The 26,903-nt window shown below is 72.0% G+C and carries 26 protein-coding genes; 5 read left to right on the forward strand and 21 right to left on the reverse strand.

Annotated elements, in window-relative coordinates; translation table 11 throughout:
* Window positions 1-2: 2 nt before the first annotated feature.
* Genes nuoL through ACF068_RS04315 form a run of 12 tightly spaced genes read right to left on the reverse strand, consistent with a single transcriptional unit; the run spans window position 3 to window position 12,726 of the window.
* The gene (nuoL, locus tag ACF068_RS04260) at window positions 3-1,943 is read right to left on the reverse strand and encodes an NADH-quinone oxidoreductase subunit L (RefSeq protein WP_392272579.1); all 1,941 of its coding nucleotides are present in this window, start codon (window positions 1,941-1,943) and stop codon (window positions 3-5) included.
* A gap of 11 nt (window positions 1,944-1,954) precedes the next feature.
* Window positions 1,955-2,254 carry an NADH-quinone oxidoreductase subunit NuoK gene (gene nuoK / locus ACF068_RS04265; RefSeq protein WP_069927518.1) on the reverse strand — a complete coding sequence of 100 codons (300 nt, stop codon included), beginning with the start codon at window positions 2,252-2,254 and terminating at the stop codon, window positions 1,955-1,957.
* On the reverse strand, window positions 2,251-3,096 hold the full coding sequence (locus ACF068_RS04270; protein WP_392272580.1) for an NADH-quinone oxidoreductase subunit J: 846 nt from the start codon (window positions 3,094-3,096) through the stop codon (window positions 2,251-2,253). Before ACF068_RS04270 ends, nuoK begins: the two co-directional genes overlap by 4 nt.
* Window positions 3,093-3,728, reverse strand: coding sequence for an NADH-quinone oxidoreductase subunit NuoI (gene nuoI / locus ACF068_RS04275; protein ID WP_392272581.1), 636 nt, complete (start codon window positions 3,726-3,728; stop codon window positions 3,093-3,095). Before nuoI ends, ACF068_RS04270 begins: the two co-directional genes overlap by 4 nt.
* Window positions 3,721-5,079: an NADH-quinone oxidoreductase subunit NuoH gene (gene nuoH / locus ACF068_RS04280; protein ID WP_392272582.1), complete on the reverse strand. Its 1,359-nt coding sequence runs from the start codon at window positions 5,077-5,079 to the stop codon at window positions 3,721-3,723. The genes nuoI and nuoH overlap by 8 nt, the downstream gene beginning before the upstream one ends.
* Window positions 5,076-7,574, reverse strand: a complete 2,499-nt coding sequence (locus tag ACF068_RS04285) for an NADH-quinone oxidoreductase subunit G (RefSeq protein ID WP_392272583.1) — start codon at window positions 7,572-7,574, stop codon at window positions 5,076-5,078. Before ACF068_RS04285 ends, nuoH begins: the two co-directional genes overlap by 4 nt.
* A complete protein-coding gene (gene nuoF, locus ACF068_RS04290; protein WP_392272584.1) occupies window positions 7,571-8,914 on the reverse strand; it encodes an NADH-quinone oxidoreductase subunit NuoF in 1,344 nt (447 codons plus the stop codon). The genes ACF068_RS04285 and nuoF overlap by 4 nt, the downstream gene beginning before the upstream one ends.
* Window positions 8,914-9,729, reverse strand: a complete 816-nt coding sequence (gene nuoE / locus ACF068_RS04295) for an NADH-quinone oxidoreductase subunit NuoE (protein ID WP_392272696.1) — start codon at window positions 9,727-9,729, stop codon at window positions 8,914-8,916. Before nuoE ends, nuoF begins: the two co-directional genes overlap by 1 nt.
* A 20-nt stretch (window positions 9,730-9,749) precedes the next feature.
* Window positions 9,750-11,072: an NADH-quinone oxidoreductase subunit D gene (locus ACF068_RS04300; RefSeq protein WP_392272585.1), complete on the reverse strand. Its 1,323-nt coding sequence runs from the start codon at window positions 11,070-11,072 to the stop codon at window positions 9,750-9,752.
* A complete protein-coding gene (locus ACF068_RS04305; RefSeq protein WP_392272586.1) occupies window positions 11,069-11,797 on the reverse strand; it encodes an NADH-quinone oxidoreductase subunit C in 729 nt (242 codons plus the stop codon). The genes ACF068_RS04300 and ACF068_RS04305 overlap by 4 nt, the downstream gene beginning before the upstream one ends.
* On the reverse strand, window positions 11,794-12,348 hold the full coding sequence (locus ACF068_RS04310; protein ID WP_126885586.1) for an NADH-quinone oxidoreductase subunit B family protein: 555 nt from the start codon (window positions 12,346-12,348) through the stop codon (window positions 11,794-11,796). Before ACF068_RS04310 ends, ACF068_RS04305 begins: the two co-directional genes overlap by 4 nt.
* Window positions 12,349-12,366: 18 nt before the next feature.
* Entirely contained in the window at window positions 12,367-12,726 is a 360-nt protein-coding gene (locus ACF068_RS04315; protein WP_392272587.1) for an NADH-quinone oxidoreductase subunit A, read from the reverse strand.
* 692 nt (window positions 12,727-13,418) lie between these two features.
* Here ACF068_RS04315 and ACF068_RS04320 point away from each other — a divergent pair.
* Window positions 13,419-14,255, forward strand: coding sequence for a C40 family peptidase (locus tag ACF068_RS04320; protein ID WP_392272588.1), 837 nt, complete (start codon window positions 13,419-13,421; stop codon window positions 14,253-14,255).
* Here ACF068_RS04320 and ACF068_RS04325 read toward each other — a convergent pair.
* Both ACF068_RS04325 and ACF068_RS04330 read right to left on the reverse strand, forming a co-directional pair.
* Entirely contained in the window at window positions 14,219-15,505 is a 1,287-nt protein-coding gene (locus ACF068_RS04325) for a benzoate/H(+) symporter BenE family transporter (RefSeq protein WP_392272589.1), read from the reverse strand. The genes ACF068_RS04320 and ACF068_RS04325 overlap by 37 nt on opposite strands.
* 22 nt (window positions 15,506-15,527) lie before the next feature.
* Window positions 15,528-16,418: an NAD(P)-dependent oxidoreductase gene (locus tag ACF068_RS04330; RefSeq protein ID WP_392272590.1), complete on the reverse strand. Its 891-nt coding sequence runs from the start codon at window positions 16,416-16,418 to the stop codon at window positions 15,528-15,530.
* Between the two features lie 105 nt (window positions 16,419-16,523).
* Between ACF068_RS04330 and ACF068_RS04335 the strand changes: the two genes are divergently transcribed.
* Window positions 16,524-17,525 carry a GlxA family transcriptional regulator gene (locus ACF068_RS04335; RefSeq protein ID WP_392272591.1) on the forward strand — a complete coding sequence of 334 codons (1,002 nt, stop codon included), beginning with the start codon at window positions 16,524-16,526 and terminating at the stop codon, window positions 17,523-17,525.
* Here ACF068_RS04335 and ACF068_RS04340 read toward each other — a convergent pair.
* The gene (locus tag ACF068_RS04340) at window positions 17,491-18,783 is read right to left on the reverse strand and encodes a geranylgeranyl reductase family protein (RefSeq protein ID WP_392272592.1); all 1,293 of its coding nucleotides are present in this window, start codon (window positions 18,781-18,783) and stop codon (window positions 17,491-17,493) included. The two genes, ACF068_RS04335 and ACF068_RS04340, sit on opposite strands and share 35 nt — an antisense overlap.
* 98 nt (window positions 18,784-18,881) lie before the next feature.
* On the opposite strand from ACF068_RS04340, the gene ACF068_RS04345 reads away from it, so the two are divergent.
* On the forward strand, window positions 18,882-19,436 hold the full coding sequence (locus ACF068_RS04345) for a GNAT family N-acetyltransferase (RefSeq protein WP_392272593.1): 555 nt from the start codon (window positions 18,882-18,884) through the stop codon (window positions 19,434-19,436).
* A gap of 34 nt (window positions 19,437-19,470) precedes the next feature.
* On the opposite strand, the gene ACF068_RS04350 is transcribed toward ACF068_RS04345, so the two are convergent.
* The 6 genes from ACF068_RS04350 to ACF068_RS04375 form a co-directional block, all read right to left on the reverse strand.
* Window positions 19,471-20,445 (reverse strand): hypothetical protein, encoded by a 975-nt coding sequence (locus tag ACF068_RS04350; RefSeq protein WP_392272594.1) that lies wholly within the window; start codon window positions 20,443-20,445, stop codon window positions 19,471-19,473.
* A gap of 75 nt (window positions 20,446-20,520) precedes the next feature.
* Window positions 20,521-21,216: a demethylmenaquinone methyltransferase gene (locus ACF068_RS04355; RefSeq protein WP_392272595.1), complete on the reverse strand. Its 696-nt coding sequence runs from the start codon at window positions 21,214-21,216 to the stop codon at window positions 20,521-20,523.
* Between the two features lie 31 nt (window positions 21,217-21,247).
* Window positions 21,248-21,847, reverse strand: a complete 600-nt coding sequence (locus ACF068_RS04360; RefSeq protein ID WP_392272596.1) for a hypothetical protein — start codon at window positions 21,845-21,847, stop codon at window positions 21,248-21,250.
* 7 nt (window positions 21,848-21,854) lie between these two features.
* Window positions 21,855-23,066: a cyclic dehypoxanthinyl futalosine synthase gene (gene mqnC / locus ACF068_RS04365; protein ID WP_392272597.1), complete on the reverse strand. Its 1,212-nt coding sequence runs from the start codon at window positions 23,064-23,066 to the stop codon at window positions 21,855-21,857.
* A gap of 101 nt (window positions 23,067-23,167) precedes the next feature.
* Window positions 23,168-24,880 carry a serine/threonine-protein kinase gene (locus ACF068_RS04370; RefSeq protein ID WP_392272598.1) on the reverse strand — a complete coding sequence of 571 codons (1,713 nt, stop codon included), beginning with the start codon at window positions 24,878-24,880 and terminating at the stop codon, window positions 23,168-23,170.
* Window positions 24,881-24,995: 115 nt separating this feature from the next.
* A complete protein-coding gene (locus ACF068_RS04375; protein WP_392272599.1) occupies window positions 24,996-25,862 on the reverse strand; it encodes a menaquinone biosynthetic enzyme MqnA/MqnD family protein in 867 nt (288 codons plus the stop codon).
* A gap of 261 nt (window positions 25,863-26,123) precedes the next feature.
* Between ACF068_RS04375 and ACF068_RS04380 the strand changes: the two genes are divergently transcribed.
* Together ACF068_RS04380 and ACF068_RS04385 are read left to right on the forward strand one after the other, a co-directional pair.
* Entirely contained in the window at window positions 26,124-26,327 is a 204-nt protein-coding gene (locus ACF068_RS04380) for a cold-shock protein (protein ID WP_003967102.1), read from the forward strand.
* 145 nt (window positions 26,328-26,472) lie between these two features.
* Window positions 26,473-26,886, forward strand: coding sequence for a DUF1992 domain-containing protein (locus ACF068_RS04385; RefSeq protein WP_392272600.1), 414 nt, complete (start codon window positions 26,473-26,475; stop codon window positions 26,884-26,886).
* Window positions 26,887-26,903: the final 17 nt, after the last annotated feature.

The following is a 26,903-nucleotide window of genomic DNA, read 5'->3' on the forward strand; positions in this document are numbered from 1 at the left end:
CGTCACACCCCCCTCATCAGCAGGGTCGCGGCGATCAGCACCGCCGTACCTCCGAACATCGAGACCGCGTAGGAGCGGGCGAAGCCGTTCTGCATCCTGCGCAGCCGGCCGGACAGTCCGCCGACCGACGCGGCGGTGCCGTTGACCACCCCGTCGACCACGGTGTGGTCCAGGTAGACCAGCGAGCGGGTGAGGTGCTCGCCGCCGCGCACCAGGACGATGTGGTTGAAGTCGTCCTGGAGCAGGTCGCGCCGGGCGGCGCGGGTGAGCAGCGAGCCGCGCGGGGCGACGACCGGGACGGGCCGGCGGCCGTACTGCGCGTACGCGATGCCGACGCCGATCAGCAGGACGACGACCGTGGAGGCGGTCACCGCGCCCGCGCCGATCGGCGGGTGTCCGTGCTCGAACTCGGTCACCGGCTTCAGCCAGTCGACGAAGGCGCTGTTGAGGGAGAAGAGACCGCCCGCGAAGACCGAACCGAAGGCCAGCACGATCATCGGGACGGTCATGGACTTCGGGGACTCGTGCGGGTGCGGCATCCGGCCGGCGTGGCCCTCGGCGGCCGGTTCGGCGCTGGGCACCGCGTCGGCGTCGGGGGCGGGCTGCCAGCGCTTCTCGCCGAAGAAGGTCATGAGCATCACCCGGGTCATGTAGTACGCGGTGATGCCGGCGCCCAGCAGGGTGACCGCGCCGAGGATCCAGCCCTCGGTGCCCCCCTTGGCGAAGGCCGCCTCGATGATCTTGTCCTTGGACCAGAAGCCGGACAGCCCCGGGAAGCCGATGATCGCCAGGTAGCCGAGTCCGAAAGTGACGAAGGTGACCGGCATGTACTTCCTGAGGCCGCCGTACTTCCGCATGTCGACCTCGTCGTTCATGCCGTGCATGACCGAACCGGCGCCGAGGAACAGCCCGGCCTTGAAGAAGCCGTGCGTCACCAGGTGCATGATCGCGAAGGCGTACCCGATCGGGCCGAGTCCGGCCGCCAGGATCATGTAGCCGATCTGCGACATCGTCGAACCGGCGAGCGCCTTCTTGATGTCGTCCTTGGCACAACCGACGATCGCACCGAAGAGAAGCGTGACCGCGCCGACCACCACGACCGCCGCTTGCGCGTCCGGGGCGGCGTTGAAGATGGCGCCCGACCTGGTGATCAGGTAGACGCCGGCGGTCACCATCGTGGCCGCGTGGATGAGGGCCGAGACGGGGGTCGGGCCCTCCATCGCGTCCCCGAGCCAGGACTGGAGCGGCACCTGCGCGGACTTGCCGCACGCGGCGAGCAGCAGCATCAGCCCGATGGCCGTCAGCACGCCCTCGCCCGCCCCGTCCGCCGCCGACAGCACCGGGCCGAAGGCGAACGTCCCGAAGGTGGTGAACATCAGCATGATGGCGATGGACAGCCCGATGTCGCCGACCCGGTTGACCAGGAAGGCCTTCTTCGCGGCGGTGGCCGCGCTGGGCTTGTGCTGCCAGAAGCCGATCAGGAGGTACGAGGCGAGGCCGACGCCCTCCCAGCCGAAGTACAGCAGCAGGTAGTTGTCGGCGAGGACCAGCAGCAGCATCGCCGCCAGGAACAGGTTCAGGTAGCCGAAGAAGCGGCGCCGGCGCTCGTCATGGGCCATGTACCCGATCGAGTACACATGGATGAGCGTGCCGACGCCGGTGATGAGCAGGACGAACGTCATCGACAACTGGTCGAGCTGGAAGGCGATGTCCGCGCGGAAGCTCTCCACCGGCACCCAGCTGAACAGGTACTGGTGCAGTGCCCGGTCCTCGGCGCCCCTGCCCAGCATGTCGAAGAAGAGCACCGCCCCGATGACGAAGGAGGCGGCGGCGAGCAGGGTGCCGAGCCAGTGCCCGGCCCGGTCGAGCCGGCGGCCGCCGCACAACAGGACGGCCGCTCCCAGCAGGGGCGCCGCGACGAGCAGCGCGATCAGATTCTCCACGATTCAGCCCCTCACAGCTTCATCAGGCTGGCGTCGTCGACCGAGGCCGAGTGGCGGGAACGGAACAGCGACACGATGATCGCGAGGCCGACCACGACCTCCGCGGCGGCGACGACCATCGTGAAGAAGGCGATGATCTGGCCGTCGAGATTGCCGTGCATACGGGAGAAGGCGACGAACGCCAGGTTGCAGGCGTTGAGCATCAGCTCCACGCACATGAACACGACGATCGCGTTCCGCCGGATCAGCACCCCGGCCGCGCCGATGGTGAACAACAGGGCGGCCAGGTACAGGTAGTTGACCGGATTCACTGCGCGTTCTCCTCCTTACGGTCCTGCGGCCTCGACGCCTGGGGCTCCGACGGGCCGCGGCCCAGGCGCTCCTCCGCGCGCTGCTCCAGCGCCTTGAGGTCCTCCAGCGCCTGCCGGGAGACGTCGCGGATCTGGCCGCGATCCCGCAGCGTCCTGCTGACGGTGAGGTCGGACGGGGTGCCGTCGGGGAGCAGGCCGGCGATGTCCACGGCGTTGTGCCGGGCGTAGACCCCGGGCGCCGGGAGCGGCGGCAGGTGCTTGCCCTCCCGCACCCGCTGCTCGGAGAGCTCCCGCTGGGTGCGGGCCGGCTCCGTGCGCTCCCGGTGCGTCAGCAGCATCGCGCCGACGGTGGCGGTGATCAGGAGCGCGCCGGTGATCTCGAAGGCGAAGACGTACGTGGTGAAGATCAGGGCGGCGAGGCCCTCGACGTTGCCGCCGGCGTTCGCCGTGCCGAGGCCCTCGAAGGTGTCCAGCGAGGCCCGGCCGATGCCGGTGACCAGCAGGATGCCGAAGCCGAGTCCGCAGCCGGCGGCCAGCCAGCGCTGGCCCTTGAGGGTCTCCTTCAGCGAGTCGGCGGCGGTGACGCCGACGAGCATGACGACGAAGAGGAACAGCATCATGATCGCGCCGGTGTAGACGATGATCTGCACGACGCCCAGGAAGTACGCCCCGTTGGCGAGGTAGAAGACCGCCAGGATGATCATGGTGGCGGCCAGGCTCAGCGCGCTGTGGACGGCCTTCTTCATCAGGATCGTGCCCAGCGCGCCGACGACGGCGACGGTGCCGAGCACCCAGAACTGCACGGCCTCACCGGTGGAGGCCGCGGCGGCGAGCGCGCTCATGCGCCGATCACCTTCTTCGACGCGGGCTCGTCGTCACCGAAGTCCGACGCGCCCTCCTGCGGCTTCCCGTCCCCGCCCTCGCCCTTGCTCACGGCCGCCTGCGGAACCGTGCCGGGGGCGGCCTCGGTGACCAGGCCCCGGTAGTAGTCCTGTTCGGTCATGCCGGGGAAGATCGCGTGCGGCGCGTCGACCATGCCCTCCTCCAGACCCGCGAGGAGCTGCTCCTTGGTGTAGATCAGGTTCTCGCGGGAGCTGTCGGCCAGTTCGAACTCGTTCGTCATCGTCAGCGCCCGGGTGGGGCAGGCCTCGATGCACAGTCCGCACAGGATGCAGCGGGCGTAGTTGATCTGGTAGACGCGGCCGTACCGCTCGCCCGGCGAGTACCGCTCCTCGTCGGTGTTGTCCGCGCCCTCCACGTAGATGGCGTCGGCCGGGCAGGCCCACGCGCACAGTTCGCAGCCGACGCACTTCTCCAGGCCGTCCGGGTGCCGGTTGAGCTGGTGCCGGCCGTGGAAGCGGGGTGCCGTGGTCTTCGGCTGCTCCGGGTACTGCTCGGTCAGCCGCTTCTTGAACATGGCCTTGAAGGTCACGCCGAAGCCGGCGACCGGATTCTGGAAGTTGCCCTCAGACACCGTCGGCCTCCTTTCCGTCACGTTCGGTTTCGGCGCCGCCACTGACGATCAGCTCGCGCTGGGAACGCGGCCGCCTGCGGGGCACCGGCGGCAGGGTCTGGCCGGGCAGCGGGGGCACGGGGAACCCGCCGGCCATCGGGTCGAACTCGGCGGGCGGCGCGCCCGTCCCCGTCTCGTCACCGGCCTTCCTGCCGCGGAAGACGTCGGCCACGAAGGAGAGCAGCAGGACCGCGATGACCCCGCCCGCCACGTACAGCACGATCTCCTGGAAGTCGTAGTTCTCGTTGCGCAGCGCCCGCACCGTCGCCACGAGCATCAGCCAGACGACCGAGACGGGGATGAGGACCTTCCAGCCGAGCTTCATGAGCTGGTCGTAGCGGACGCGGGGCAGGGTGCCGCGCAGCCAGATGAAGAAGAACAGCAGTAGCTGCACCTTGATGACGAACCAGAGCATCGGCCACCAGCCGTGGTTCGCGCCCTCCCAGAAGGTGGAGACCGGGTACGGGGCCCGCCAGCCGCCCAGGAAGAGCGTCACCGACACCGCCGATACGGTCACCATGTTCACGTACTCGGCGAGCATGAACATCGCGAACTTGATGGAGCTGTACTCGGTGTTGAAGCCGCCGACCAGGTCGCCCTCGGACTCGGGCATGTCGAACGGGGCGCGGTTGGTCTCGCCGACCATCGTGACGATGTAGATGATGAAGGAGACCGGCAGCAGGATGATGTACCAGCGGTCCGCCTGCGCCTCGACGATCGCCGACGTCGACATCGACCCGGAGTAGAGGAAGACGGAGGCGAACGCGGCACCCATCGCGATCTCGTAGGAGATCATCTGCGCGCACGAGCGCAGACCGCCCAGCAGCGGGTACGTGGAGCCGGAGGACCAGCCGGCCAGCACGATGCCGTAGATGCCGACCGAGGCGACCGCGAGGACGTAGAGCATCGCGATCGGCAGGTCGGTGAGCTGCATCGTGGTGCGCTGGCCGAAGATCGAGACCTCGTTGCCGGCCGGGCCGAAGGGGATCACCGCGATCGCCATGAAGGCGGGGATGGCGGCGATCACCGGGGCGAGGACGTAGACGACCTTGTCGGCCCGCTTGACGATCACGTCCTCCTTCAGCATCAGCTTGACGCCGTCCGCGAGGGACTGGAGGAGGCCCCAGGGGCCGTGCCGGTTGGGGCCGATGCGCAACTGCATCCAGGCGACGACCTTGCGCTCCCACACGATGGAGAAGAGCACGGTGATCATCAGGAAGGCGAAGCAGAAGACCGCCTTGACCGCCACGAGCCACCAGGGGTCGCGGCCGAACAGGGACAGGTCCTCCGCCGCCAGGGTGTAGGGGATCATGCCTCCACCTCCGTGCGGGCCGCGGAGCGCGGGGTCGTCGGGGCGAGGCGGACCAGCCGGCCGGGCACGGTACCCAGGGCGGACAGGGCGCCGCCGGGGGTCGAGTGCAGCGGCAGCCAGACCACCCGGTCGGGCATCACGGTCACTTCCAGGGGCAGTTCGACGGACCCGGCCGGGCCCGTCACCGTCAGCGGGTCGCCGTCCTTGACGCCCGTCTCCGCCGCCGTGGCCGCCGACAGCCGGGCCACCGAGGCGTGCCGGGTGCCGGCCAGGGCCTCGTCGCCCTCCTGGAGGAGGCCCAGGTCCAGCAGCATCCGGTGGCCGGCCAGCACCGCCTCGCCCTCGCCCGCGCGGGGCAGCGGCGCGGCGGACTCCACGGGGTCGCCCGCCCGGGTGCCGTCCCAGGCGCCGAGCCGGTCCAGCTCGCGCCGCACGGCGTTGACGTCCGGCAGGGCGAAGTGCGTGTCCATGGTGTCGGCCAGCATGTGCAGCACCCGCGCGTCCGTCGGGGCGAGCGTCCGGGTCATGTGCTCCGGCTTCAGCGCGGCCTCGAACATCCGGGCCCTGCCCTCCCAATCGAGGAAGGTGCCGGACTTCTCGGCGACAGCGGCCACCGGGAGGACCACGTCAGCCCGCTCGGTGACCTCGCCCGGCCGTAGCTCCAGCGACACCACGAACGCCGCGTCCAGCGCTTCCCGCGCCCGCGCCGCGTCCGGCAGGTCGGCGACCTCGACACCGGCGACCAGCAGGGCGCCCAGCTCGCCGGTGGCCGCGGCCTCCAGGATCTGGCCGGTGTCCCGCCCGTACCGGTGCGGCAGCTCGCGCACGCCCCACGCGGCGGCGACCTCGTCCCGCGCGCGCGGATCGGTCGCGGGCCGTCCGCCCGGCAGCAGCGACGGGATCGCGCCCGCCCACACCGCGCCCCGCTCACCGGCCCGGCGCGGGATCCACACCAGCTCCGCCCCGGTCGCCGCCGCGGCGCGCACGGCCGCGGTCAGCGCGCCCGGCACTCCCGCCAGCCGCTCACCGGCCAGGATGACCGCGCCGGGCTCCCGCAGCGCCCGGGAGGCGGCGGAGCCGTCCGCGTCCAGGCCCGTCCCGGAGGTCAGCGCGTCCAGCCACTCGGGCTCCGTGCCGGGCGCGGCCGGCAGCAGGGTGCCGCCCGCCTTCTCCAGGCCCCGGGTCGCGTACGGCGCCAGCGCGTAGGTCCGCTGCCCCTTCTTGCGCCACGCCTTGCGCAGCCGCAGGAAGACGCCCGGCGCCTCCTCCTCCGCCTCCAGGCCGACCAGCAGCACGGCCGGCGCCTGCTCCAGGGAGGTGTACGTGACCCCCTGTCCGTCCAGGTCCTTGCCGCGGCCGGCGACCCGGGCGGCCAGGAAGTCGGCCTCCTCCCCGCTGTGCACGCGCGCCCGGAAGTCGATGTCGTTGGTGTCGAGGGCGACCCGGGCGAACTTGGCGTACGCGTAGGCGTCCTCCACCGTCAGCCGCCCGCCGGTGAGGACACCGGTGCGGCCCCGCACCAGGCCGCGGGCCGCCGCCTCCAGGGCCTCCGGCCAGGACGCGGGCTCCAGCTCACCGGTCGCGGCGTTCCGCACCAGCGGCGTGGTGAGCCGGTCGCGCGCTTGCGCGTACCGGAACGCGAAGCGTCCCTTGTCGCACAGCCACTCCTCGTTGACCTCCGGGTCGTTGGCGGCGAGCCGGCGCATGACCTTGCCGCGCCGGTGGTCGGTGCGGGTGGCGCAGCCGCCCGCGCAGTGCTCGCAGACCGACGGGCTGGAGACCAGGTCGAAGGGGCGGGAGCGAAACCGGTACGCCGCCGAGGTCAGCGCGCCGACCGGGCAGATCTGGATGGTGTTGCCGGAGAAGTACGACGCGAACGGGTCGCCCTCGCCGGTGCCGACCTGCTGGAGGGCGCCGCGCTCGATCAGCTCGATCATCGGGTCGCCCGCGACCTGGTTGGAGAAGCGGGTGCAGCGGGCGCACAGCACGCACCGCTCGCGGTCCAGGAGCACCTGGGTGGAGATCGGCACGGGCTTCTCGTAGGTCCGCTTGCGCCCGTCGAAGCGGGACTCGGCCTGCCCGTGGGACACGGCCTGGTTCTGGAGCGGGCACTCCCCGCCCTTGTCGCAGACCGGGCAGTCCAGCGGGTGGTTGATGAGCAGCAGCTCCATCACCCCCACCTGGGCCTTCTCGGCGACGGGCGAGGTGAGCTGCGACTTGACGACCATGCCGTCGGTGCAGGTGATGGTGCAGGACGCCATCGGCTTGCGCTGGCCCTCGACCTCGACGATGCACTGCCGGCAGGCGCCGGCCGGGTCGAGGAGGGGGTGGTCGCAGAACCGGGGGATCTCGATGCCGAGCTGTTCGGCGGCGCGGATCACCAGCGTCCCCTTGGGGACGGAGATCTCGATCCCGTCGATGGTCAGGGTGACCAGGTCTTCGGGTGGGACGGCCGCGCCGCCGCCCTGGGCGGGGCCGGATGCCATGACGGTCACGCCGTCACCTCCACGTGGTTGTCCGCCCAGGCGGTCGACCTGGCCGGGTCGAAGGGGCAGCCCTTGCCCGTGATGTGCTGCTCGTACTCGCCGCGGAAGTACTTCAGCGACGAGAAGATCGGCGAGGCGGCGCCGTCGCCGAGGGCGCAGAACGACTTGCCGTTGATGTTGTCGGCGATGTCGTTCAGCTTGTCGAGGTCGCCGAGGGTGCCGGACCCGCTCTCGATGTCGCGCAGTAGCTGGACGAGCCAGTAGGTGCCCTCCCGGCAGGGCGTGCACTTGCCGCAGGACTCGTGGGCGTAGAACTCGGTCCACCGGGTGACCGCCCGCACCACGCACGTCGTCTCGTCGAAGCACTGGAGGGCCTTGGTGCCGAGCATCGAGCCGGCCGCGCCGACGCCCTCGTAGTCGAGGGGGACGTCGAGGTGCTCGTCGGTGAACATCGGGGTGGACGAGCCGCCGGGGGTCCAGAACTTCAGCCGGTGGCCGGGCCGCATCCCGCCGCTCATGTCGAGGAGCTGGCGCAGCGTGATGCCGAGCGGCGCCTCGTACTGGCCGGGGGAGGCGACGTGGCCGCTGAGCGAGTAGAGCGTGAAGCCGGGGGACTTCTCGCTGCCCATCGACCGGAACCAGTCCTTGCCCCGGTGCAGGATCGCGGGAACCGAGGCGATCGACTCGACGTTGTTCACCACGGTGGGGCACGCGTACAGACCGGCGACCGCGGGGAAGGGGGGACGCAGCCGGGGCTGGCCGCGGCGGCCTTCGAGGGAGTCGAGCAGCGCGGTCTCCTCACCGCAGATGTACGCGCCGGCGCCGGCGTGCACGGTGAGTTCGAGGTCGAGTCCGCTGCCGAGGATGTCCTTGCCGAGGTAGCCCGCCGCGTAGGCCTCGCGGACGGCCTCGTGGAGCCTGCGCAGCACGGGCACGACCTCGCCGCGCAGGTAGATGAAGGCGTGGCTGGACCGGATCGCGTAGCAGGCGATCACGATCCCCTCGATGAGGGAGTGCGGGTTGGCGAACAGGAGCGGGATGTCCTTGCAGGTGCCGGGTTCCGATTCGTCGGCGTTGACGACGAGGTAGTGCGGCTTGCCGTCGCCCTGGGGGATGAACTGCCACTTCATCCCGGTGGGGAAGCCGGCGCCGCCGCGGCCGCGCAGGCCGGAGTCCTTGACGTAGGCGATGAGGTCGTCGGGCGTCATGGCGAGGGCCTTCTTGAGCCCCTCGTACCCGTCGTGCCGCTTGTAGGTGTCCAGCGTCCAGGAGTCCGGCTGGTCCCAGAACGCGGACAGGACCGGCGAGAGCAGCTTCTCGGGGCTGGTGGTCTCGGGTGCCAACGTCATCACTCCCCCTCCTCGGCAACCGGGCCGGACGGGTGGTCGGGGTCCGAGGCCGACGTCGGCTGCGGGGCGTCGTGCGAGCTGAGGTGCCCGGAGCCGGGCGTGGGCTCGTCCCGCTTCGCCTCGCCGCGCGGGTGGACCACGCGGGCGCCGGGCGCGGCCTCGCCCTTGGCGAGCTTCAGGCCGATCAGGGAGGCGGGTCCGGCGCCGCCGGTCGCCTCGACCGCGCCGGGGCGCTCGTCGGGAAAGCCGGCCAGGATGCGGGCGGTCTCCTTGTACGTGCACAGGGGCGCGCCGCGGGTGGGTGCGACGGGGCGCCCGGCGCGGAGGTCGTCGACGAGCCGCTTGGCGGAGTCGGGCGTCTGGTTGTCGAAGAACTCCCAGTTGACCATCACCACGGGGGCGAAGTCGCAGGCGGCGTTGCACTCGATGTGTTCGAGGGTGACCTTGCCGTCGGGCGTGGTCCCGTTGTTGCCGACGCCGAGGTGCTCCTGGAGCTCCTCGAAAATCGCGTCGCCGCCCATCACCGCGCACAGGGTGTTGGTGCACACCCCGACCTGGTAGTCGCCGGACGGCTCGCGCCGGTACATGGTGTAGAAGGTCGCGACGGCGGTGACCTCGGCGGTGGTCAGGCCGAGCATCTCGGCGCAGAACCGCATGCCGGTGCGGGTCACGTACCCCTCCTCCGACTGCACCAGGTGCAGCAGCGGGAGCAGCGCGGACCGGCTGTCCGGGTAGCGGGCGACGACCTGTCGGGCGTCCGCTTCGAGCCGGGCGCGTACATCGGCCGGATAGTCGGGGGCGGGGAGCTGCGGCATCCCCAAGCTGACGTCTGTCATTACCGGTCGACGCCTCCCATCACGGGGTCGATGGACGCGACGGCGACGATGACGTCGGCGACCTGGCCGCCCTCGCACATCGCCGCCATGGCCTGAAGGTTGGTGAACGAGGGGTCGCGGAAGTGGACCCGGTAGGGGCGGGTGCCGCCGTCGCTGACGACGTGGACGCCCAGTTCGCCCTTGGGCGACTCGACCGCCGTGTAGGTCTGGCCGGGCGGGACCCGGAAGCCCTCGGTGACCAGCTTGAAGTGGTGGATCAGGGCCTCCATGGAGGTGCCCATGATCTTCTTGATGTGGTCCAGGGAGTTGCCGAGCCCGTCCGGGCCGAGGGCGAGCTGCGCGGGCCAGGCGATCTTCTTGTCGGCGACCATGACCGGGCCGGGTTCCAGCCGCTCCAGGCACTGCTCGATGATCCGCAGCGACTGGCGCATCTCCTCCAGGCGGATGAGGAAGCGGCCGTAGGCGTCGCAGGTGTCGGCGGTGGGGACGTCGAAGTCGTACGTCTCGTAGCCGCAGTACGGGTCGGTCTTGCGCAGGTCGTGCGGCAGGCCGGCGGAGCGGAGGATCGGGCCGGTGGCGCCGAGGGCCATGCAGCCGGACAGGTCCAGGTAGCCGATGTCCTGCATGCGGGCCTTGAAGATGGGGTTGCCGGTGGCTAGCTTGTCGTACTCCGGCATGTTCTTCTTCATCGTCTTCACGAACTCGCGGAGCTGGTCGACGGCGCCGGGCGGCAGGTCCTGGGCGAGGCCGCCGGGGCGGATGAACGCGTGGTTCATCCGGAGTCCGGTGATCAGTTCGTACAGGTCCAGGATCATCTCGCGGTCCCGGAACCCGTAGATCATGATCGTGGTGGCGCCCAGCTCCATCCCGCCGGTGGCGATGCACACCAGGTGGGAGGAGAGCCGGTTGAGCTCCATGAGCAGGACACGGATGATCGTCGCCCGGTCGGGGATCTGTTCCTCGATGCCGAGGAGCTTCTCCACCCCCAGGCAGTACGCCGCCTCGTTGAAGAACGGCGTCAGGTAGTCCATGCGCGTGACGAAGGTGGTGCCCTGCGTCCAGGTGCGGTACTCGAGGTTCTTCTCGATGCCGGTGTGGAGGTAGCCGATGCCGCAGCGGGCCTCGGTGACCGTCTCGCCGTCGATCTCCAGGATGAGCCGGAGCACTCCATGGGTGGACGGGTGCTGCGGCCCCATGTTGACGACGATCCGCTCGTCGTCGGCCTTGGCCGCGGACCGGGCGACCTCGTCCCAGTCGCCGCCGGTGACCGTGTAGACGGTGCCCTCGGTGGTCTCGCGGGGGCTGGCAGGTGGAGTGGTCACGAGTACGACCTCCGCTGGTCCGGAGCCGGGATCTGGGCGCCCTTGTACTCGACGGGGATGCCGCCGAGGGGGTAGTCCTTGCGCTGCGGGAAGCCCTGCCAGTCGTCCGGCATCATGATCCGGGTGAGGGCGGGGTGGCCGTCGAAGACCAGGCCGAAGAAGTCGTACGTCTCGCGCTCGTGCCAGTCGTTGGTGGGGTAGACCGCGACGAGCGAGGGGACGTGCGGATCGGTGTCCGGGGCGGAGACCTCCAGCCGGATCAGCCGGCCGTGGGTGAGCGAGCGCAGGTGGTACACGGCGTGCAGCTCGCGGCCCTTGTCCCCGAGGTAGTGGACGCCGCTGACCCCCGTGCAGAGCTCGAAGCGCAGGGCGGGGTCGTCGCGCAGGGTGCGGGCGACGCGCACCAGGTGCTCGCGGGCGATGTGGAAGGTCAGCTCGCCGCGGTCCACGACCGTCTTCTCGATGGCGCTCGAAGGCAGGAGGCCCTGCTCCTCCAGGGCGCCCTCCAGCTCGTCCGCCACCTCGTCGAACCATCCGCCGTAGGGGCGGGTGGCCGGGCCGGGGAGGCGTACGGAGCGGACGAGGCCGCCGTAGCCGGAGGTGTCGCCGCCGTTGTTCGCGCCGAACATGCCGCGCTGGACGCGGACCTCCTCGCCGCTGTCCCCGCGCTGCCCGGGCAGGTTCTGCGCGCCGGGGTCCTGGTCGGGGTTCGGCCGGTCGGTCATCGCAGCAGCCCCTTCATCTCGATCGTGGGCAGCGCCTTGAGCGCGGCCTCCTCCGCCTCGCGGGCCGCTTCCCGGGCGTTGACGCCGAGCTTGGAGCTCTGGATCTTCTGGTGGAGCTTGAGGATCGCGTCCATGAGCATCTCCGGACGCGGCGGGCAGCCCGGCAGGTAGATGTCGACGGGGACGATGTGGTCCACGCCCTGGACGATCGCGTAATTGTTGAACATTCCGCCCGACGAGGCACAAACCCCCATGGAGATGACCCACTTGGGGTTCGGCATCTGGTCGTAGACCTGGCGCAGGACGGGTGCCATCTTCTGGCTCACCCGGCCGGCCACGATCATCAGGTCGGCCTGGCGCGGCGAGCCGCGGAAGACCTCCATGCCGAAGCGGGCCAGGTCGTACCGCCCGGCCCCGGTCGTCATCATCTCGATGGCGCAGCAGGCGAGGCCGAAGGTCGCGGGGAAGACGGACGCCTTGCGCACCCAGCCCGCGGCCTGTTCGACGGTCGTCAGCAGAAAACCGCTCGGCAGCTTCTCTTCGAGTCCCATGTGGTGCCCCTCAGCCCCTCAGTCCCATTCCAGGCCGCCGCGCCGCCACACGTACGCGTAGGCGACGAAGACGGTGAGCACGAAGAGCAACATCTCCACGAGCCCGAAAAGCCCCAGGGCGTCGAAGGTGACGGCCCAGGGGTAGAGGAAGACGATCTCGATGTCGAAGACGATGAAGAGCATCGCCGTCAGGTAGTACTTGATGGGGAAGCGGCCCCCTCCGGCCGGAGTGGGGGTCGGCTCGATGCCGCACTCGTATGCCTGAAGCTTCGCCCGGTTGTACCTCTTTGGGCCGATAAGCGTGGCCATGACCACGGAAAAGATCGCAAACCCTGCCCCGAGGGCGCCGAGCACGAGGATGGGCGCGTAGGCATTCACGCTCCTCGCTCCTTCCAGTCGTCCTTGACCGATGGACCGCACCGGGCACCGCCTCGCCGCCTCGCGAAGATCGTGCATATGTGAGGCAGTTCACAAGCCCGACTGCTTCGCATCCTATGCCCGTCGATCTGTGATCTGCGACACGGGGTACAGCAACGCCTTTGTGATCTCCACCACCCGACGAAGGATCATGAATCACCGGCAGAGGTGATCTTCATACCGCCCGTGTCCAGACACTCACAAGACGTGACATTTCCTGCGGTCGGAGCTGGTCAAGAGGGGTGCGCCCTATCAAGCGACGGCCGCTGCGGGCAAATTCGCCCTGGACTCGCACGAGTGATAAAGGACCTCGCTTCACTCACGCGAGGGGCCCGGAGGTACGGAAGTGGACACGTGCGCGCTTTCACGATCTTCCGGGCATCCCCGTCGGCGACCTCTTCGTGACGTGCGTCACTCCGGGAGGGGACCGGGAAAAGCGGGCTTGGCCACCGGCGTGAAGGAGTGGTAAGCGCACGGCAATTCGGACGTTTCACGGAAAACCCATGATCACGGCCGTGATCACCCGAGTCCGCATTGTCCGTTACGGCGTCAATAAGGAGCACACGGAAGCGGATTCAACCGATCCGCGCGCAACTGTGGCGCAACACACGTTTCTTGAAGGGAACCGTGTGGCCCTGATAGCGGTTGTACTCATGTCCCACACCGCTCACATACCCAGCCACCGGAAGCCCCGCCGGAGCGCCTCGAAGCTCGCGCTGCGGGCCGGAGTTGCCGGTGGCGTCCTCAGCACCATCGCGGTGGCCGGTGCTGCCGGGCCGGCGAACGCCGAGCCGGTGACCGAGACCATCGAGATGCCCACCCTCAACGCGGACCTCTCCGCGGACCTGTCGAGCGCCGTCGCGGCCTCCGCCGAGACGACCCAGCGGATCGCGCTCGACCAGGAACTCCAGGCCCAGGAGGACGCGGCGGCCCTCAAGGCCTCCAAGGACGCCAAGAAGGCCAAGGCCGAGGCGGAGCGCAAGGCCGAGGCCGAGGAGGCCCAGCGCAAGGCCGAGGCGAAGGCCCAGGCCGAGGCCGCCGAGCGCGCCTCCCGCTCCTCCGAGCGCACCACGCTCTCCGCGTCCGCCGACTCCTCCGACGACGGCGGCTCCTCCGTCGACGCCGGCCAGGCGACCGGTTCCGCCGCCGCGGTCGTGGCCTTCGCCCGTGCCCAGGTCGGTGACGCGTACGTCATGGGCAGCACCGGCCCCAACTCCTGGGACTGCTCCGGACTGGTCCAGGCCGCCTACCGCCAGGCCGGCATCGATCTGCCGCGCGTCTCCGGCGACCAGTCGAGCCGCGGCACCTCCGTCTCGCTGGACAACCTCCAGCCGGGCGACATCCTCTACTGGGGCAGCAGGAGCAACTCGTACCACGTCGCGATCTACGTGGGCGGTGGCATGTTCGTCGGCGCGCAGAACCCCGGCACCGGTGTCGTCGAGCGGTCGCTCGACTACGACCCGCCGTCCGGCGCGGTCCGCGTGCTCTGAGGCGTCCGCACGACGCCCGTGGGGCCGTCGCTCCCCCGCTCGGGGTGGGAGCGACGGCCCTTCGGCGTGCCCCCGCCCAGCAGGACGTGGGCGGCCACACCGGCGATCAGGCCCCAGAACGGTGAGCCGATCCCGGCGATCGTGACGCCCGACGCGGTCGCCAGGAACGTGATGACGGAGGCCTCCCGGTCGCGTTCGTCGGCGACGGTACGGGCCAGGCTGCCCGCGATCGAGCCGAGCAGCGCCACCCCGGCCAGCGTGGCGACCAGTGCCTTCGGCAGCCCGGTGAACAGGGCGACCAGCGTGGAGCCGAAGCACCCGACCACCAGGTACCCCACCCCGCACGTCACCCCGGCGATCCAGCGCTTGGCCGGGTCCCGGTGCGCGTCGGGCCCGGTGCAGATCGCCGCCGTGATGGCCGCCGGGTTGACGGCGTGCGACCCGAAGGGCGCCAGCAGCACCGACACCAGGCCCGTCGTCCCGCACACCACCCGGCTGTCCGGCCGGTACCCGGCCGCGTTCAGCACCGCCATGCCGGGCGCGTACTGCCCCGCCAGCGTCGCCACCAGCAGCGGCACACCGATCCCGACGAGCGCCCCCACCGAGAAGCGCGGCACCGTCAGGTGCGGGACGGCCAGGCCCAGCCCCGGCAGGTCCACCGCCAGGCCGCCGGTCGCCCCCGCCACCGCCAGCCCGGCCGCCAGCGCGCACACCACGGCGTACGTCGGCACCAGGCGCCGCGCCACGAGGTACCCCAGCAGCATGGCGCCGGCGAGCAGCGGGGCGGACCGCACCGAGGTGAAGACGGCCGTACCGAAGGAGAACAGCGTCCCGGCGAGCATCGCCGCGACCACGCCCGCCGGGATGCGGGCCATCACCCGCGCGAAGACCCCGGTCGCCGTCAGCGCCGTGGCCGCCACGCCCGCCGCGAGGAACGCGCCGACGGCCTCGGCGTAACCGTGCTGGGGCAGGGCGGTGACCAGGATCGCCGCACCGGGCGTGGAGAACGCGGTGATGACCGGGGCCCGGCTCCACCAGCTCAGCCCGACGCAGGTGACGCCCGCGCCGACGGAGACGGCCCACACCCACGACGACGCCTCCGCCTCCGACAGCCCGGCCGCCGAGGCGGCGGCCAGGACGAGGGCGAGCGGCCCGGCGTAGGAGACGACCATGGCGACCGTCCCGGCGGTCACCGCGGTCAGGGGCAACGCCCCGCCGGTGCGTATCGGTCCACGCGATCCATCGGTCATGCGCTCATCGTGCCGTACCGGTTCAGGGCCGGCGGAAGGCGTCCACCAGGCGGGCGTAGCTGTCGCCGCCGTGGCCCTCGGCGACGGCCTTCGCCATCAGCTCGCGGTGCAGTTCGGGCAGCCGGCCGTCGATGCCGCGCTCCCGGCCGGCGTGCAGCAGGTGCTCGACGGCGGCCAGTTGGACGTCGATGGTGGCGTCGTCGCCCGGGTAGTGGCCGGCGTCGATCTGGCCGGCGTACCGGTCCATGAAGACGCCCACCGTGGTCAGCCAGCGGATCGCGACCGGGGTGAAGGCGCCCGCCGCCACCCCGTCCGCGCCGACCAGCGCGGTGGCGTGCAGCCAGCCGCCGAACACCGACCACATCAGCCCCAGCAGCCCCGCGTCGTACAGCGAGGCCAGCCCGGCGTCGGCGCCCAGGTCGATCGGGTCGCCGAGGACGGCGAGGGTGTCGCGGTGGGCGGCGAACACCTCGGGCGCACCGCTGTAGAGGATCATGCTGGTCCGGTGGCCCACGCCCTCCGGCGTCGTCATGATCCCGCCGTCCAGGTAGCCGGCGCCGTGGCCGGCGGCCCAGGCGGCCATCTCACGGGCCTGCTCGGGGGATCCGGAGGTCAGGTTGACCAGGGTGCGCCCGGCGAGCGACCCGGCGACCGGCTCCAGCAGGGCGGTCACGGACGCGTAGTCCAGGACGCAGACCACGACGAGGCCGCTCGCGGTGACGGCGTCGGCGACGGTGTCCGCGCGGACCGCGCCCTCCGCGACGAGGGCGTCGGCCTTGGCGGGGGTGCGGTTCCAGACAGTGGTGGGGTGGCCCGCGGCGAGGAAGGCGGCGGCCAGGGCCGAGCCCATCCGGCCCAGGCCCAGGACGGTGACGTGCGGTGCTTCGGTGTGGGTGACAAATGCGTTGCTCATGATCGTCAATCTCGCAGGGCGCCGGCGCCGCCGACAGCGGCAGGGCTGCCGGGCTCCGCAAAATTCCTGCCGCGCGCCCGGCGGGGCGCGGTTACGCTCGGTCCCATGAGCCCCGGGACCGTCGCCATCGCCGTCGTACCGGACACGCGACTGGGCATCTCACCCTGGGAGATGTACGAACTGTCGATCGCCCTGGCGGTCTTCGGGATCCCGCACGACGACCTGGCCGCCCCCTGGTACGAGCTGCGCCTGTGCGGCACCGGCGACACCACGGCGGGCCCCTGGGCGCTGCGCACCGACCACGGCCTCGACGCCCTCGCCGGCGCGGACACCGTCATCGTGCCGTCCGTCCCCGAACGGGTCGTGGACGACGGCGAGGACGTTCCCGCCGACCTGGTGGAGGCGCTGCGGGCGGCGGGCGCAGCCGGGGCGCGCATGGTGTCGCTGTGCACCGGCTCCTTCGCCCTCGCCGCGGCCGGGCTGCTCGACGGCCGCCGCGCCACCGCGCACTGGCAGCACACCGCCGCGCTGGCCAAGCGCCACCCGGCCGTCATCGTCGACGACTCCGTCCTCTACACCGACGAGGGCACCGTCCTGACCAGCGCGGGCGCCACGGCGGCCCTCGACCTGTGCCTGCACCTGGTCCGGCGCGACCTCGGCGCGCGGGTGGCGAACCAGCTCGCCCGCCGTCTGGTGGTGCACGCCCACCGGGCGGGCGGCCAGGCCCAGTTCATCGACGCGCCGGTGCCGCCCGCCGACGGCGGCGACGGCCTCGGGCCGGTGCTCCAGTGGGCCGTCGAGCACCTCGCCGACCCGCTGACCGTCGACGACCTGGCGCGCCGCGCCCGGATGAGCCCGCGCAGCTTTCACCGGCGCCTGCTGGAGGCCACCGGGACCACGCCCTTGAAGTGGCTGCTCCAGCAGCGCATCGCGCACGCCCAGCTCCTGCTGGAGACCACCGGCCTGTCCGTCGAGCGGATCGGCGAGAGCAGCGGGCTCGGCACGGCGGCGAACCTGCGCCGCCACTTCACCCGGACGGTCGGCGTCCCGCCGACCGCCTACCGGAAGGCGTTCAGGCCTTCGGGGCCACCTTCGACAGGCCGTTGATGATGCGGTCCATCGCGTCCCCGCCCGTGGGGTCGGTCAGGTTGGCCAGCATCTTCAGCGTGAACTTCATCAGCAGCGGGTGGGTCAGACCGCGCTGGGTCGCGATCTTCATGACCTTCGGGTTGCCGATCAGTTTCACGAAGGCGCGGCCCAGCGTGTAGTAGCCGCCGTAGGTGTCCTTGAGGACCTTCGGGTAGTTGTGCAGGGCCAGTTCCCGCTGTGCGGGGGTCGCGCGGGCGTGCGCCTGGACGATGACGTCGGCGGCGAGCTGCCCGGACTCCATGGCGTACGCGATGCCCTCGCCGTTGAACGGGTTGACCAGGCCGCCCGCGTCGCCGACCAGCAGCAGCCCGCGCGTGTAGTGCGGCTGGCGGTTGAACGCCATGGGCAGGGCGGCGCCGCGGATCGGGCCGGTCATGTTCTCGGGGACGTACCCCCAGTCCTCCGGCATCGAGGCGCACCAGGCCTTGAGCACCTCGCGCCAGTCCAGCTCCTTGAAGGAGCCGGAGGTGTTGAGGACGCCGAGACCGACGTTGGACGTGCCGTCGCCCATGCCGAAGATCCAGCCGTAGCCGGGCAGCAGCCGGTCCTCGCCCGGCCCGCGCCGGTCCCACAGCTCCAGCCAGGACTCCAGGTAGTCGTCGTCGTGCCGGGGGCTGGTGAAGTACGTCCGCACGGCCACGCCCATCGGCCGGTCCTCGCGCCGGTGCAGGCCCATCGCGAGGGACAGGCGCGTGGAGTTGCCGTCGGCGGCGACGACGAGCGGGGCGCGGAAGGTGACGGGCGTCTTGTCCTCGCCCAGCCTGGCGTGCACGCCGGTGATGCGGCCGGTGCGGTCGTCGACGACCGGGGCGCCCACGTTGCACCGCTCGTACAGCCGCGCCCCGGCCTTCTGGGCCTGCCGGGCGAGCTGCTCGTCGAAGTCGTCGCGCTTGCGCACCAGACCGTAGTCCGGGTAGCTGGCCAGGTCCGGCCAGTCGAGCTGGAGGCGCACCCCGCCGCCGATGATGCGCAGCCCCTTGTTGCGCAGCCAGCCCGCCTCCTCGGAGACGTCGATACCCATCGCCACGAGCTGCTTGGTGGCGCGCGGGGTCAGACCGTCGCCGCAGACCTTCTCGCGCGGGAACGCGGTCTTCTCCAGGAGCAGGACGTCCAGGCCGGCCTTGGCGAGGTAGTACGCGGTCGTCGAACCGGCCGGACCGGCCCCGACGACGATCACATCCGCGGTGTGTTCGGAGAGGGGCTGCTGCTCGGTCACGGCGGGGTCTCCCGAATACTCGAAACTGCGTACCGGACGGCACAGGACGTGTGCAGTCTATGGGGACGTACCGATCACCGACCGGAAGGGCCACCCCGATGACCGAGCTGCTCCCCGCCGCCGTCCAGCCCGTCGTCGGGCCCGTCGTCCAGCCCGTCGTCCGGCTGCGTGTCCCGACGCACGAGGACGCGTACGCCTGGCACCGGGTCTTCGCCGACCCGGAGGTCATGGAGTTCTTCCAGGGCGGCCCGGCCGAACTGTCCGTCTACCACGAGTTCACCGCCCGTCAGCGCCGGCACGACGCCGAGCTGGGCTTCTGTCTGTGGACACTGCTGGACGAGGACGGCGAGGTCATCGGCTTCACGGGCGCGCAGCCGTGGCCGCACGCCTGGGGGCCGGCCGGCGAGGTGGAGATCGGCTGGCGGCTGGCCCGGTCCGCGTGGGGCAAGGGGTACGCCACGGCCGCCGCCCGGGTCACGCTGGAGCGGCTGCGGGCGGCGGGGGTGGAGCGGGTGGTCGCCATGGTGAACACCCGCAACGAGCGGTCGGTGGCGGTGACGCGGCGGCTCGGGATGACCCGGGCGGAGACGTACGCCATCCCCGGCAGCGGCGGGCAGGAAGGGCACTGCTTCCGCCTGGACCTGACGCCCTGATCCGCCCGGCCGGATCCGCCCGGCCTCCTGCGTCCTAGCCGGCGTCGTGCGGCCTCCACGTGGACAGGGCCACGTCGAAGGTCTCGCGGGCGACGTCCCAGCTGTCGTCCTGCACGGTGAAGTAGACGGCGTACTCGGTGCCGTCCCGGGCGACGTACGACTGGTCGATCGCGTGGATCAGCCGGCCCGCCCGGTCGGTGTAGGTGTACTCCCAGACGGCTCCGGGCCGGCCCTGGAAGGTGTTGGCCTCCAGCCGGACGCGCCGGTAGTCCGGGTTCTTCTCGCGGGAGTTGGCCTCCAGGGCGGTGAGGTTGCCCAGGGAGGTGTACGGGGCGTCGTGGACGACGCCGACGAGCAGGTGGGACATGCCGGTGGACCCGGCGTAGGTGATCTGTCCCGCCGGTTCCTCCCCGACCCGCCGCCAGACCGACGGGACGGCGAAGGAGAACCCGGCCGGGTCGGCGACCATCCGGTACCCCTCGGGCACGGCCGGTTCCGCCGGGGCGGACGCGCCCGGGCCGGCGTCCGGCGCGGCGCTCGGCCCCGGGGTGGCGTCCGCGGCCGGCCCGGTGGACGGCGGTTTGCGGGCGGAGCCGGTGGACGGCGACGGGGCGGCGCCGCCGGAGGGGGTGCTCGGCGCGACGACGACGGCCGGCCTGCCGCCGGCGGACGGGGCGGGCGCCTCGTCGCGGTCCGTGAGCAGGAGCACCCCGGCGGTTCCGCCGCCCCCGAGGACGGCGGCGGCCACCATGACGAGTCCCCAGAAGAGTGCGCCCCGCGTCCCCTGCCGGGCGTCGGCGGCGTCGGCGGGCGACTCGGGTCCCGCGGGCGGCGGGGGCCCGAGCACGTACGGCGCCGGGGGCGGGGGCGGGGAGGGGACGGCGGGCGCCGGGGGCGCGGGAGTGGCCCAGGCGGGCGGTGCCACCGGGTCGATCTCCCGCCCGCACGTCATGCAGAAGCGCGCTCCCTCGGGGGCCGAGGTCGCGCAGTGCGGGCAGTTCGACGCCATGGATGCTCCGGATGACGGGAAGTGAGGGACGGTCACATCCTGCCGGGTGGTCGTTCCCCGTCAACCCGAATGGCGTTATGCCGCTTTCGTCCCCCGGTGCAGGGCCACCACGCCGCCGGTCAGGTTCCGCCACGCCACCGCGGACCAGCCGGCCTTCTGGAGCAGCCCGGCGAGCGCCGGCTGGTCGGGCCAGCTCTGGATCGACTCGGCGAGGTACACGTACGCGTCGGGGTTGGACGACACGGCGCGCGCGACCGGCGGCAGCGCGCGCATCAGGTACTCCTCGTACACGGTGCGGAACGGCGCCCAGGTGGGGTGCGAGAACTCGCAGATCACGACGCGTCCACCGGGCCGGGTCACCCGGTACAGCTCGCGCAGCGCGGCGTCCGTGTCGTGGACGTTGCGCAGTCCGAAGGAGATCGTCACCGCGTCGAAGGCCCCGTCCCGGAAGGGCAGCCGGGTCGCGTCGCCCGCCGTCAGCGGCAGCCAGGGGTGACGCTTCTTGCCCTCGCGGAGCATGCCGAGCGAGAAGTCGCACGGCACGACGTACGCCCCGGCCCGCGCGAACGGCAGCGACGAGGTGCCGGTACCGGCGGCCAGGTCGAGGACCTTCTCCCCCGGCCGCGCGCCGACCGCCCGGGCGACCTCCTTGCGCCACCGCCGGTCCTGGCCGAGCGAGAGCACGTCGTTGGTGAGGTCGTAGTTCGCGGCGACGTCGTCGAACATCGAGGCGACTTCATGCGGCTGCTTGTCCAGGTTTGCTCGCGTCACGCGCCCATTGTGGCAGGCGGACCCCGGCCGCCTACGCCCGCCTGTGCACCAGGCGTCCGCCCAGCACGGTGGCCACGCACGTCGACGCGCCGAGCCGCACGAGGGCCGCCCGGTCGGGCACGTCGAACACCGCGAACCGGGCCGGCCCGCCGACCGTGAGGCCCGGCAGCAGGACGAGCGGCCGCGGGGAGAACGACGCCGGTCCCGGCAGGTTCGGCGGGCGCTGCCCGACGGCGAGCCCGGCCCGGCGGACCGCGTCCAGGGCGGCCCGGCCGCGCAGTTCACCGGCGACGGCGACCGTGCCGTGCGCCAGCATGCGCTGCACACCGCGCCGGGCACTCGCGCCCTGCCGCGCGGGGTCGGCGCGGAAGAGGGCCCGCGCCCGCTCCCCGGTGATCGGCTCGGTGCCGAACCGGTCGGCCTCGCGCGGATCGGGGTGGTAGGCCTGCTCCAGCAGCTCGGGTCCGTACGGGTTGAGCAGCCCGGGGGTGAGGATGCCGGGCCACCGGCGCACCCGGGCGGTGGGGTGCGCGGCGGCCAGGTCGTCGTACGGGCCGATCGCGGCGAGCGAGGCGCCGTCGACGAGGACCGCGGCCTCGGGCGAGGCCTCGGCGGTGTGGATCGTCAGCACGGCCGGCTCAGGTGGTGGGGAGCAGCTTGAGTTCGGGGTGGGCGGTGCCGCCCTCGATGGCCGTGGAGGAGATGTGGGAGGCGACGCGCTCGTCGACCGGGTCGTTCGCCGGGTCGTCGTGGACGACGATGTGCTCGTAGGTCGTGGTGCGCTGCGCCGGGACGCGGTCGGCGGTGCGGATCATGTCGATCATCTCGCGCAGGTTGGAGCGGTGCTTCGCGCCCGCCGAGGAGACGACGTTCTCCTCCAGCATGATCGAGCCGAGGTCGTCGGCGCCGTAGTGCAGGGTGAGCTGCCCGATCTCCTTGCCCGTGGTGAGCCAGGAGCCCTGGATGTGGGCGATGTTGTCGAAGAACAGCCGCGCGACGGCGATCACGCGCAGATACTCGAAGATGGTGGCCTGGGTGCGGCCCTTCAGATGGTTGTTCTCCGGCTGGTACGTGTACGGGATGAAGGCGCGGAAGCCGCCCGTGCGGTCCTGGACGTCACGGATCATGCGCATGTGCTCGATGCGCTCGGCGTTGGTCTCGCCGGTGCCCATCAGCATGGTGGACGTCGACTCGACGCCCATCCGGTGCGCGGTCTCCATGATCTCCAGCCAGCGCTCGCCGGACTCCTTGAGCGGGGCGATGGCCTTGCGCGGCCGCTCGGGGAGCAGCTCGGCACCGGCGCCCGCGAAGGAGTCCAGACCGGCGGCGTGGATGCGGGAGATCGCCTCCTCGACGGAGACGCCCGAGATGCGGGCCATGTGCTCGACCTCGGAGGCGCCGAGGGAGTGGATGACGAGCTGGGGGAACTCCTTCTTGATGGCGGCGAAGTGCTTCTCGTAGTACTCCACGCCGAAGTCCGGGTGGTGGCCGCCCTGGAACATGATCTGCGTGCCGCCCAGCTCGACGGTCTCGGCGCAGCGGCGCAGGATGTCGTCCAGGTCCCGGGTCCAGCCCTTGGCGGTGTCCTTGGGCGGGGCGTAGAAGGCGCAGAACTTGCAGGCCGTGACGCAGACGTTGGTGTAGTTGATGTTGCGCTCGATGATGTACGTCGCGATGTGCTCGGTACCGGCGTAACGCCGTCGGCGCGCCGCGTCCGCCGCCGCGCCCAGCGCGTGCAGGGGGGCCGACCGGTACAGGGTCAGCGCCTCCTCGGGGCTGATCCGCCCACCCTCGGCTGCGCGGTCGAGCACGGCTGTGACATCAGGAACGAGGTCGGCCTTCTCGGTCACCGGGTGTCCCTTTCGGCAGGGTTGTGGACGGACCGAACCAGCCTACGCCAGCGTTCCGGCCGCCCTCGGGCGCACCCTCCGCACCGGCCGCCGCACCCGGCTCACCCGGTCCTCCGCAGCGTTCCGCTCGGGGTGCCCGCCGCGGCCTCCCGGGACTCGTAGCGCAGGGTGCCGTCCCCGGCCAGGGTGAACGTGAGGGCGGCGGACCCGCCGGTGCACAGGCCGGGCGAGCCGGGTTTGGTGGGGTCGGTGCGGTCGGTGACCCGCAGCACGCGCGGCCCGGCCCCGGTGAGCCTGCCGACGCTGTGGCACTCGACGGTGGTGCCGAGCGCGGAGAGGGTCGTCGTCATCCTGACCACGTCCTGGCCCGTCGTGCCCCGGGTGAAGACGGCCGTCAGGTCGCCGTGCGGCAGGCCGCTCGCCTCCTGGACCGGGCCTCGCCAGGTGCCGAGGAACTCCTTCGGTACGGAGGTGACGGGCGCCCCGGCGTCCGGGCCGCCCGTGCCCGGCGCCGCCGGGCTTGGGGAGCTGCTGCCGGTCCCCGTCGGCGGCCGGTGTCCGGCCGTGTCGTCGTGGCCTCCGCGGTCGAACAGGCCGAGCAGGGGCCCGCCGCCCACGGTCACCGCGGCCAGGGCGCCCGCCACGGCGAGGGCGACGGTGCAGCTCAGGCGGCGGCCCCGGGCGCCGCTGGGCTCGGCGGACGTGGTGAGGGACAGCGACAGGGGCGTCCGCGGCGGGCTAGCGGCGGCGCCGCCCGGCCCGGTCCCGGCGGTTCCGACGGGCGGCCCGTCGCTCCCGCCCGGCTCGACGGGCGGCCCGAACACCCCCGGCGCCCCGAAGCCCCCGGGCGGGGCGGGCGGGACGACCGCGGGGGTGGTGAACGGGACCGGGCCGCTGGTGGGCGGGGTCGCCGACGCCGGCTCCAGGTCCAGGAGCCGGACCGCCTCCCGGCCGACCCGCTGCACCAGGGGGCCCGGCAGCCAGCCGCCCGACACCAGCGCGGCCGTGCCGTCCGGGGCCAGCCGCCCGGCCACCCCGGCGGGTTCGGGGCGGGCGGCCGGGTCCTTGGCCAGGCACGCGGCGACCAGGTCCCGCAGCTCGCCGGTCAGGGCACCGCCCAGCTCCGGCTCCTCGTGGACCACCTTGTATAGGAGCGCCGCCGAGGAGTCACCGGGGAAGGGCGCCGCGCCGGTCGCCGCGTACACGAGGACGGCGCCCAGCGAGAAGACGTCGGCGGCGCCGGTCACGCCCGTGCCGAGGATCTGCTCGGGCGCCATGTAGCCGGGCGAACCGACCGACACACCGGTGGACGTCAGCGAGGCGGTGCCGTCCGTGGCGCGGGCGATCCCGAAGTCGATGAGCCGGGGCCCGTCCAGGGCCAGCAGGACGTTCGACGGCTTGACGTCCCGGTGGACGAGTCCGAGCCCGTGGACGGCGGCCAGCGACTCGGCCAGTCCGGCGCCCAGCGCCCGTACCGTGTGCTCCGGCAGCGGACCGTGCTCGGTGACGGCGGCGGCGAGCGGCGGCCCCGTGACGTATCCGGTCGCGACCCATGGGACCGGTGCGCCCGGGTCGGCGTCGAGCACCGGGGCCGTCCACCGCCCGCCGACCCGCCGCGCCGACTCGACCTCCCGCCGGAACCGGGCCCGGAACTCCTCGTCCCGCGCGAAGTGCGGGTGCACCACCTTCACCGCGACGGTCCGGCCGCCCTCGCTGCGGGCGAGGTAGACCCGGCCCATGCCGCCCGCCCCGAGCCGGCCGAGCAACCGGTACGGCCCGACGGCCCGCGGATCGTCACCCTCCAGCGGCTGCATGCGCCTTCCCCCCTAGGTCGTGTCCGCAGCGTAGAAGACCCGCGAGCGCCACGCGCTCCGCCGGACGGAGACCGGACCGGTGTCCCGGAGGGCGGCGGCCGGACGCCGGCGGGCGTCAGGCGAGCAGTTCGACCGTCACGTCCTCCGGGAAGCCGGTCGTCGGCCCGGTGCGCCGGGCGAACTCGCGTACCCCGGCGAGCTGGTCCGCGCCGAAGCGGAAGTCCAGCGTGGTGAAGTACTTCTCCAGGACCACCGCGTCGAACGCCTCCCAGCGCGCCGCCTGCTCGGCGACCTTGGCGACCTCCTCCAGCGACACGTCGCGGGAGGCCAGGAACGCCTCGTGCACCTGGCGCACGACACGCGGCTCGCGCGCCAGGTAGTCCTTGCGGACCGCCCACACCGCGAAGACGAACGGCAGCCCGGTCCACTCCTTCCACATCTGGCCCAGGTCGTGGACCTCCAGGCCCAGCCGGGGCGCGTCGTGCAGCGAGGCGCGCAGCGCGGCGTCGCCGATCAGGACCGCCGCCTGGGCCTCCTGCATCATCACGCCGAGGTCGGGCGGGCAGGTGTAGTAGTCGGGAGCCACCCCGTACCGCTCGGCGAGCAGGAGCTGCGCCAGGCGCACGGAGGTGCGGGAGGTGGAGCCGAGGGCGACGCGCTGCCCGTCCAGCCGCTCCAGCGGCTGCTGGGAGACGATCACGCAGGACATGACGGGGCCGTCGCAGCCGACCGCGAGGTCGGGGAAGGCGACGAGCCGGTCGGCGTTGCGGAGGTACTCGACGAGGGTGACGGGAGCGATGTCGAGATCACCGCGGACGAGCTGCTCACTGAGCTTGTCGGGGGTGTCCTTGGTGAGCTCGAGGTCGAGGAGCGTGCCGGTGCGGGCGAGGCCCCAGTAAAGGGGGAGGCAGTTCAGGAACTGGATGTGTCCGACGCGGGGCCGGCTCCGCAGCGGGTGGGGGTCGTCGGTTGAATTGTCCACATCGCGAGGCTAGCCCCGTCCTGGAAGGCGGGCATCGCCGGGTCCGCCGTCAGCGCGGATGAACTCCGTCAAACATCCGGGTGACGTGATCTTTCCCTCTACCCATGCGCACACACAGCGTGCTAGGCTCAACGCAAGTTGCAGTTTGGTTTCCCTTGCAGTACAGAGCCTGCGGAGCATGTGACCCGCAGGCTTTTGTAGTTTTCAGACTTGTTTGGCAGGTTCTGGAGCAGGGCAACCCTTTGGCCCATAGGAGGGCTTATGGCTACCGGAACCGTCAAGTGGTTCAACGCTGAAAAGGGCTTCGGCTTCATCGCCCAGGACGGCGGCGGCCCGGATGTCTTCGTCCACTACTCCGCGATCAACGCGTCTGGTTTCCGCTCCCTCGAGGAGAACCAGGTCGTGAACTTCGACGTCACCCAGGGCCCGAAGGGCCCGCAGGCGGAGAACGTCACCCCGGCCTAGTTGCCCGGGTCGGCGATCGCGCACGACTTTCAGTACCCGATTGAGCAGTACCCAAGGAGCCTTTTCCGTCCGGTCGCACGGCCGTACGGAAAGGGCTCCTGCCTTTTCCCTTCACCGAAGGGCGGCCGGCCGTACGCTCGAAGGCATGACCGAACGCAAACCGCCCGGCGTGGACTTCGAATCGTTCGTCGACAAGCAGATCCGCGAGGCGACGGAACGCGGTGACTTCCGGGACCTGCCGGGGTTCGGCAAGCCGCTGGCGGACGACTCGGCCCCGTACGACGAAACGTGGTGGGTCAAGGGCAAGATGCACCGCGAGGGCATCGCCCCCGTCCTGCCTCCGGCGCTCGCCCTCCGCAAGGAGGCGGAGGACGCGCTCGAGGCGGTGGAGCGGGCGGCGAGCGAGGCGGAGGTCCGCCGGATCGTCGCCGCGGTCAACGAGAAGATCACCGAAGCGCTGCGCCGTCCGCCGGCCGGCCCGCCGCTGCGCCTCGCGCCGCTGGACGCGGACGAGCTGGTGCGGCGGTGGCGGTCGCGGCGCGGCGTGGACGGCGGCTGAGCGACGGCGAGCGGCCC

The organism is Streptomyces sp. NPDC016309 (assembly GCF_043077235.1).
Lineage (GTDB): Bacteria > Actinomycetota > Actinomycetes > Streptomycetales > Streptomycetaceae > Streptomyces.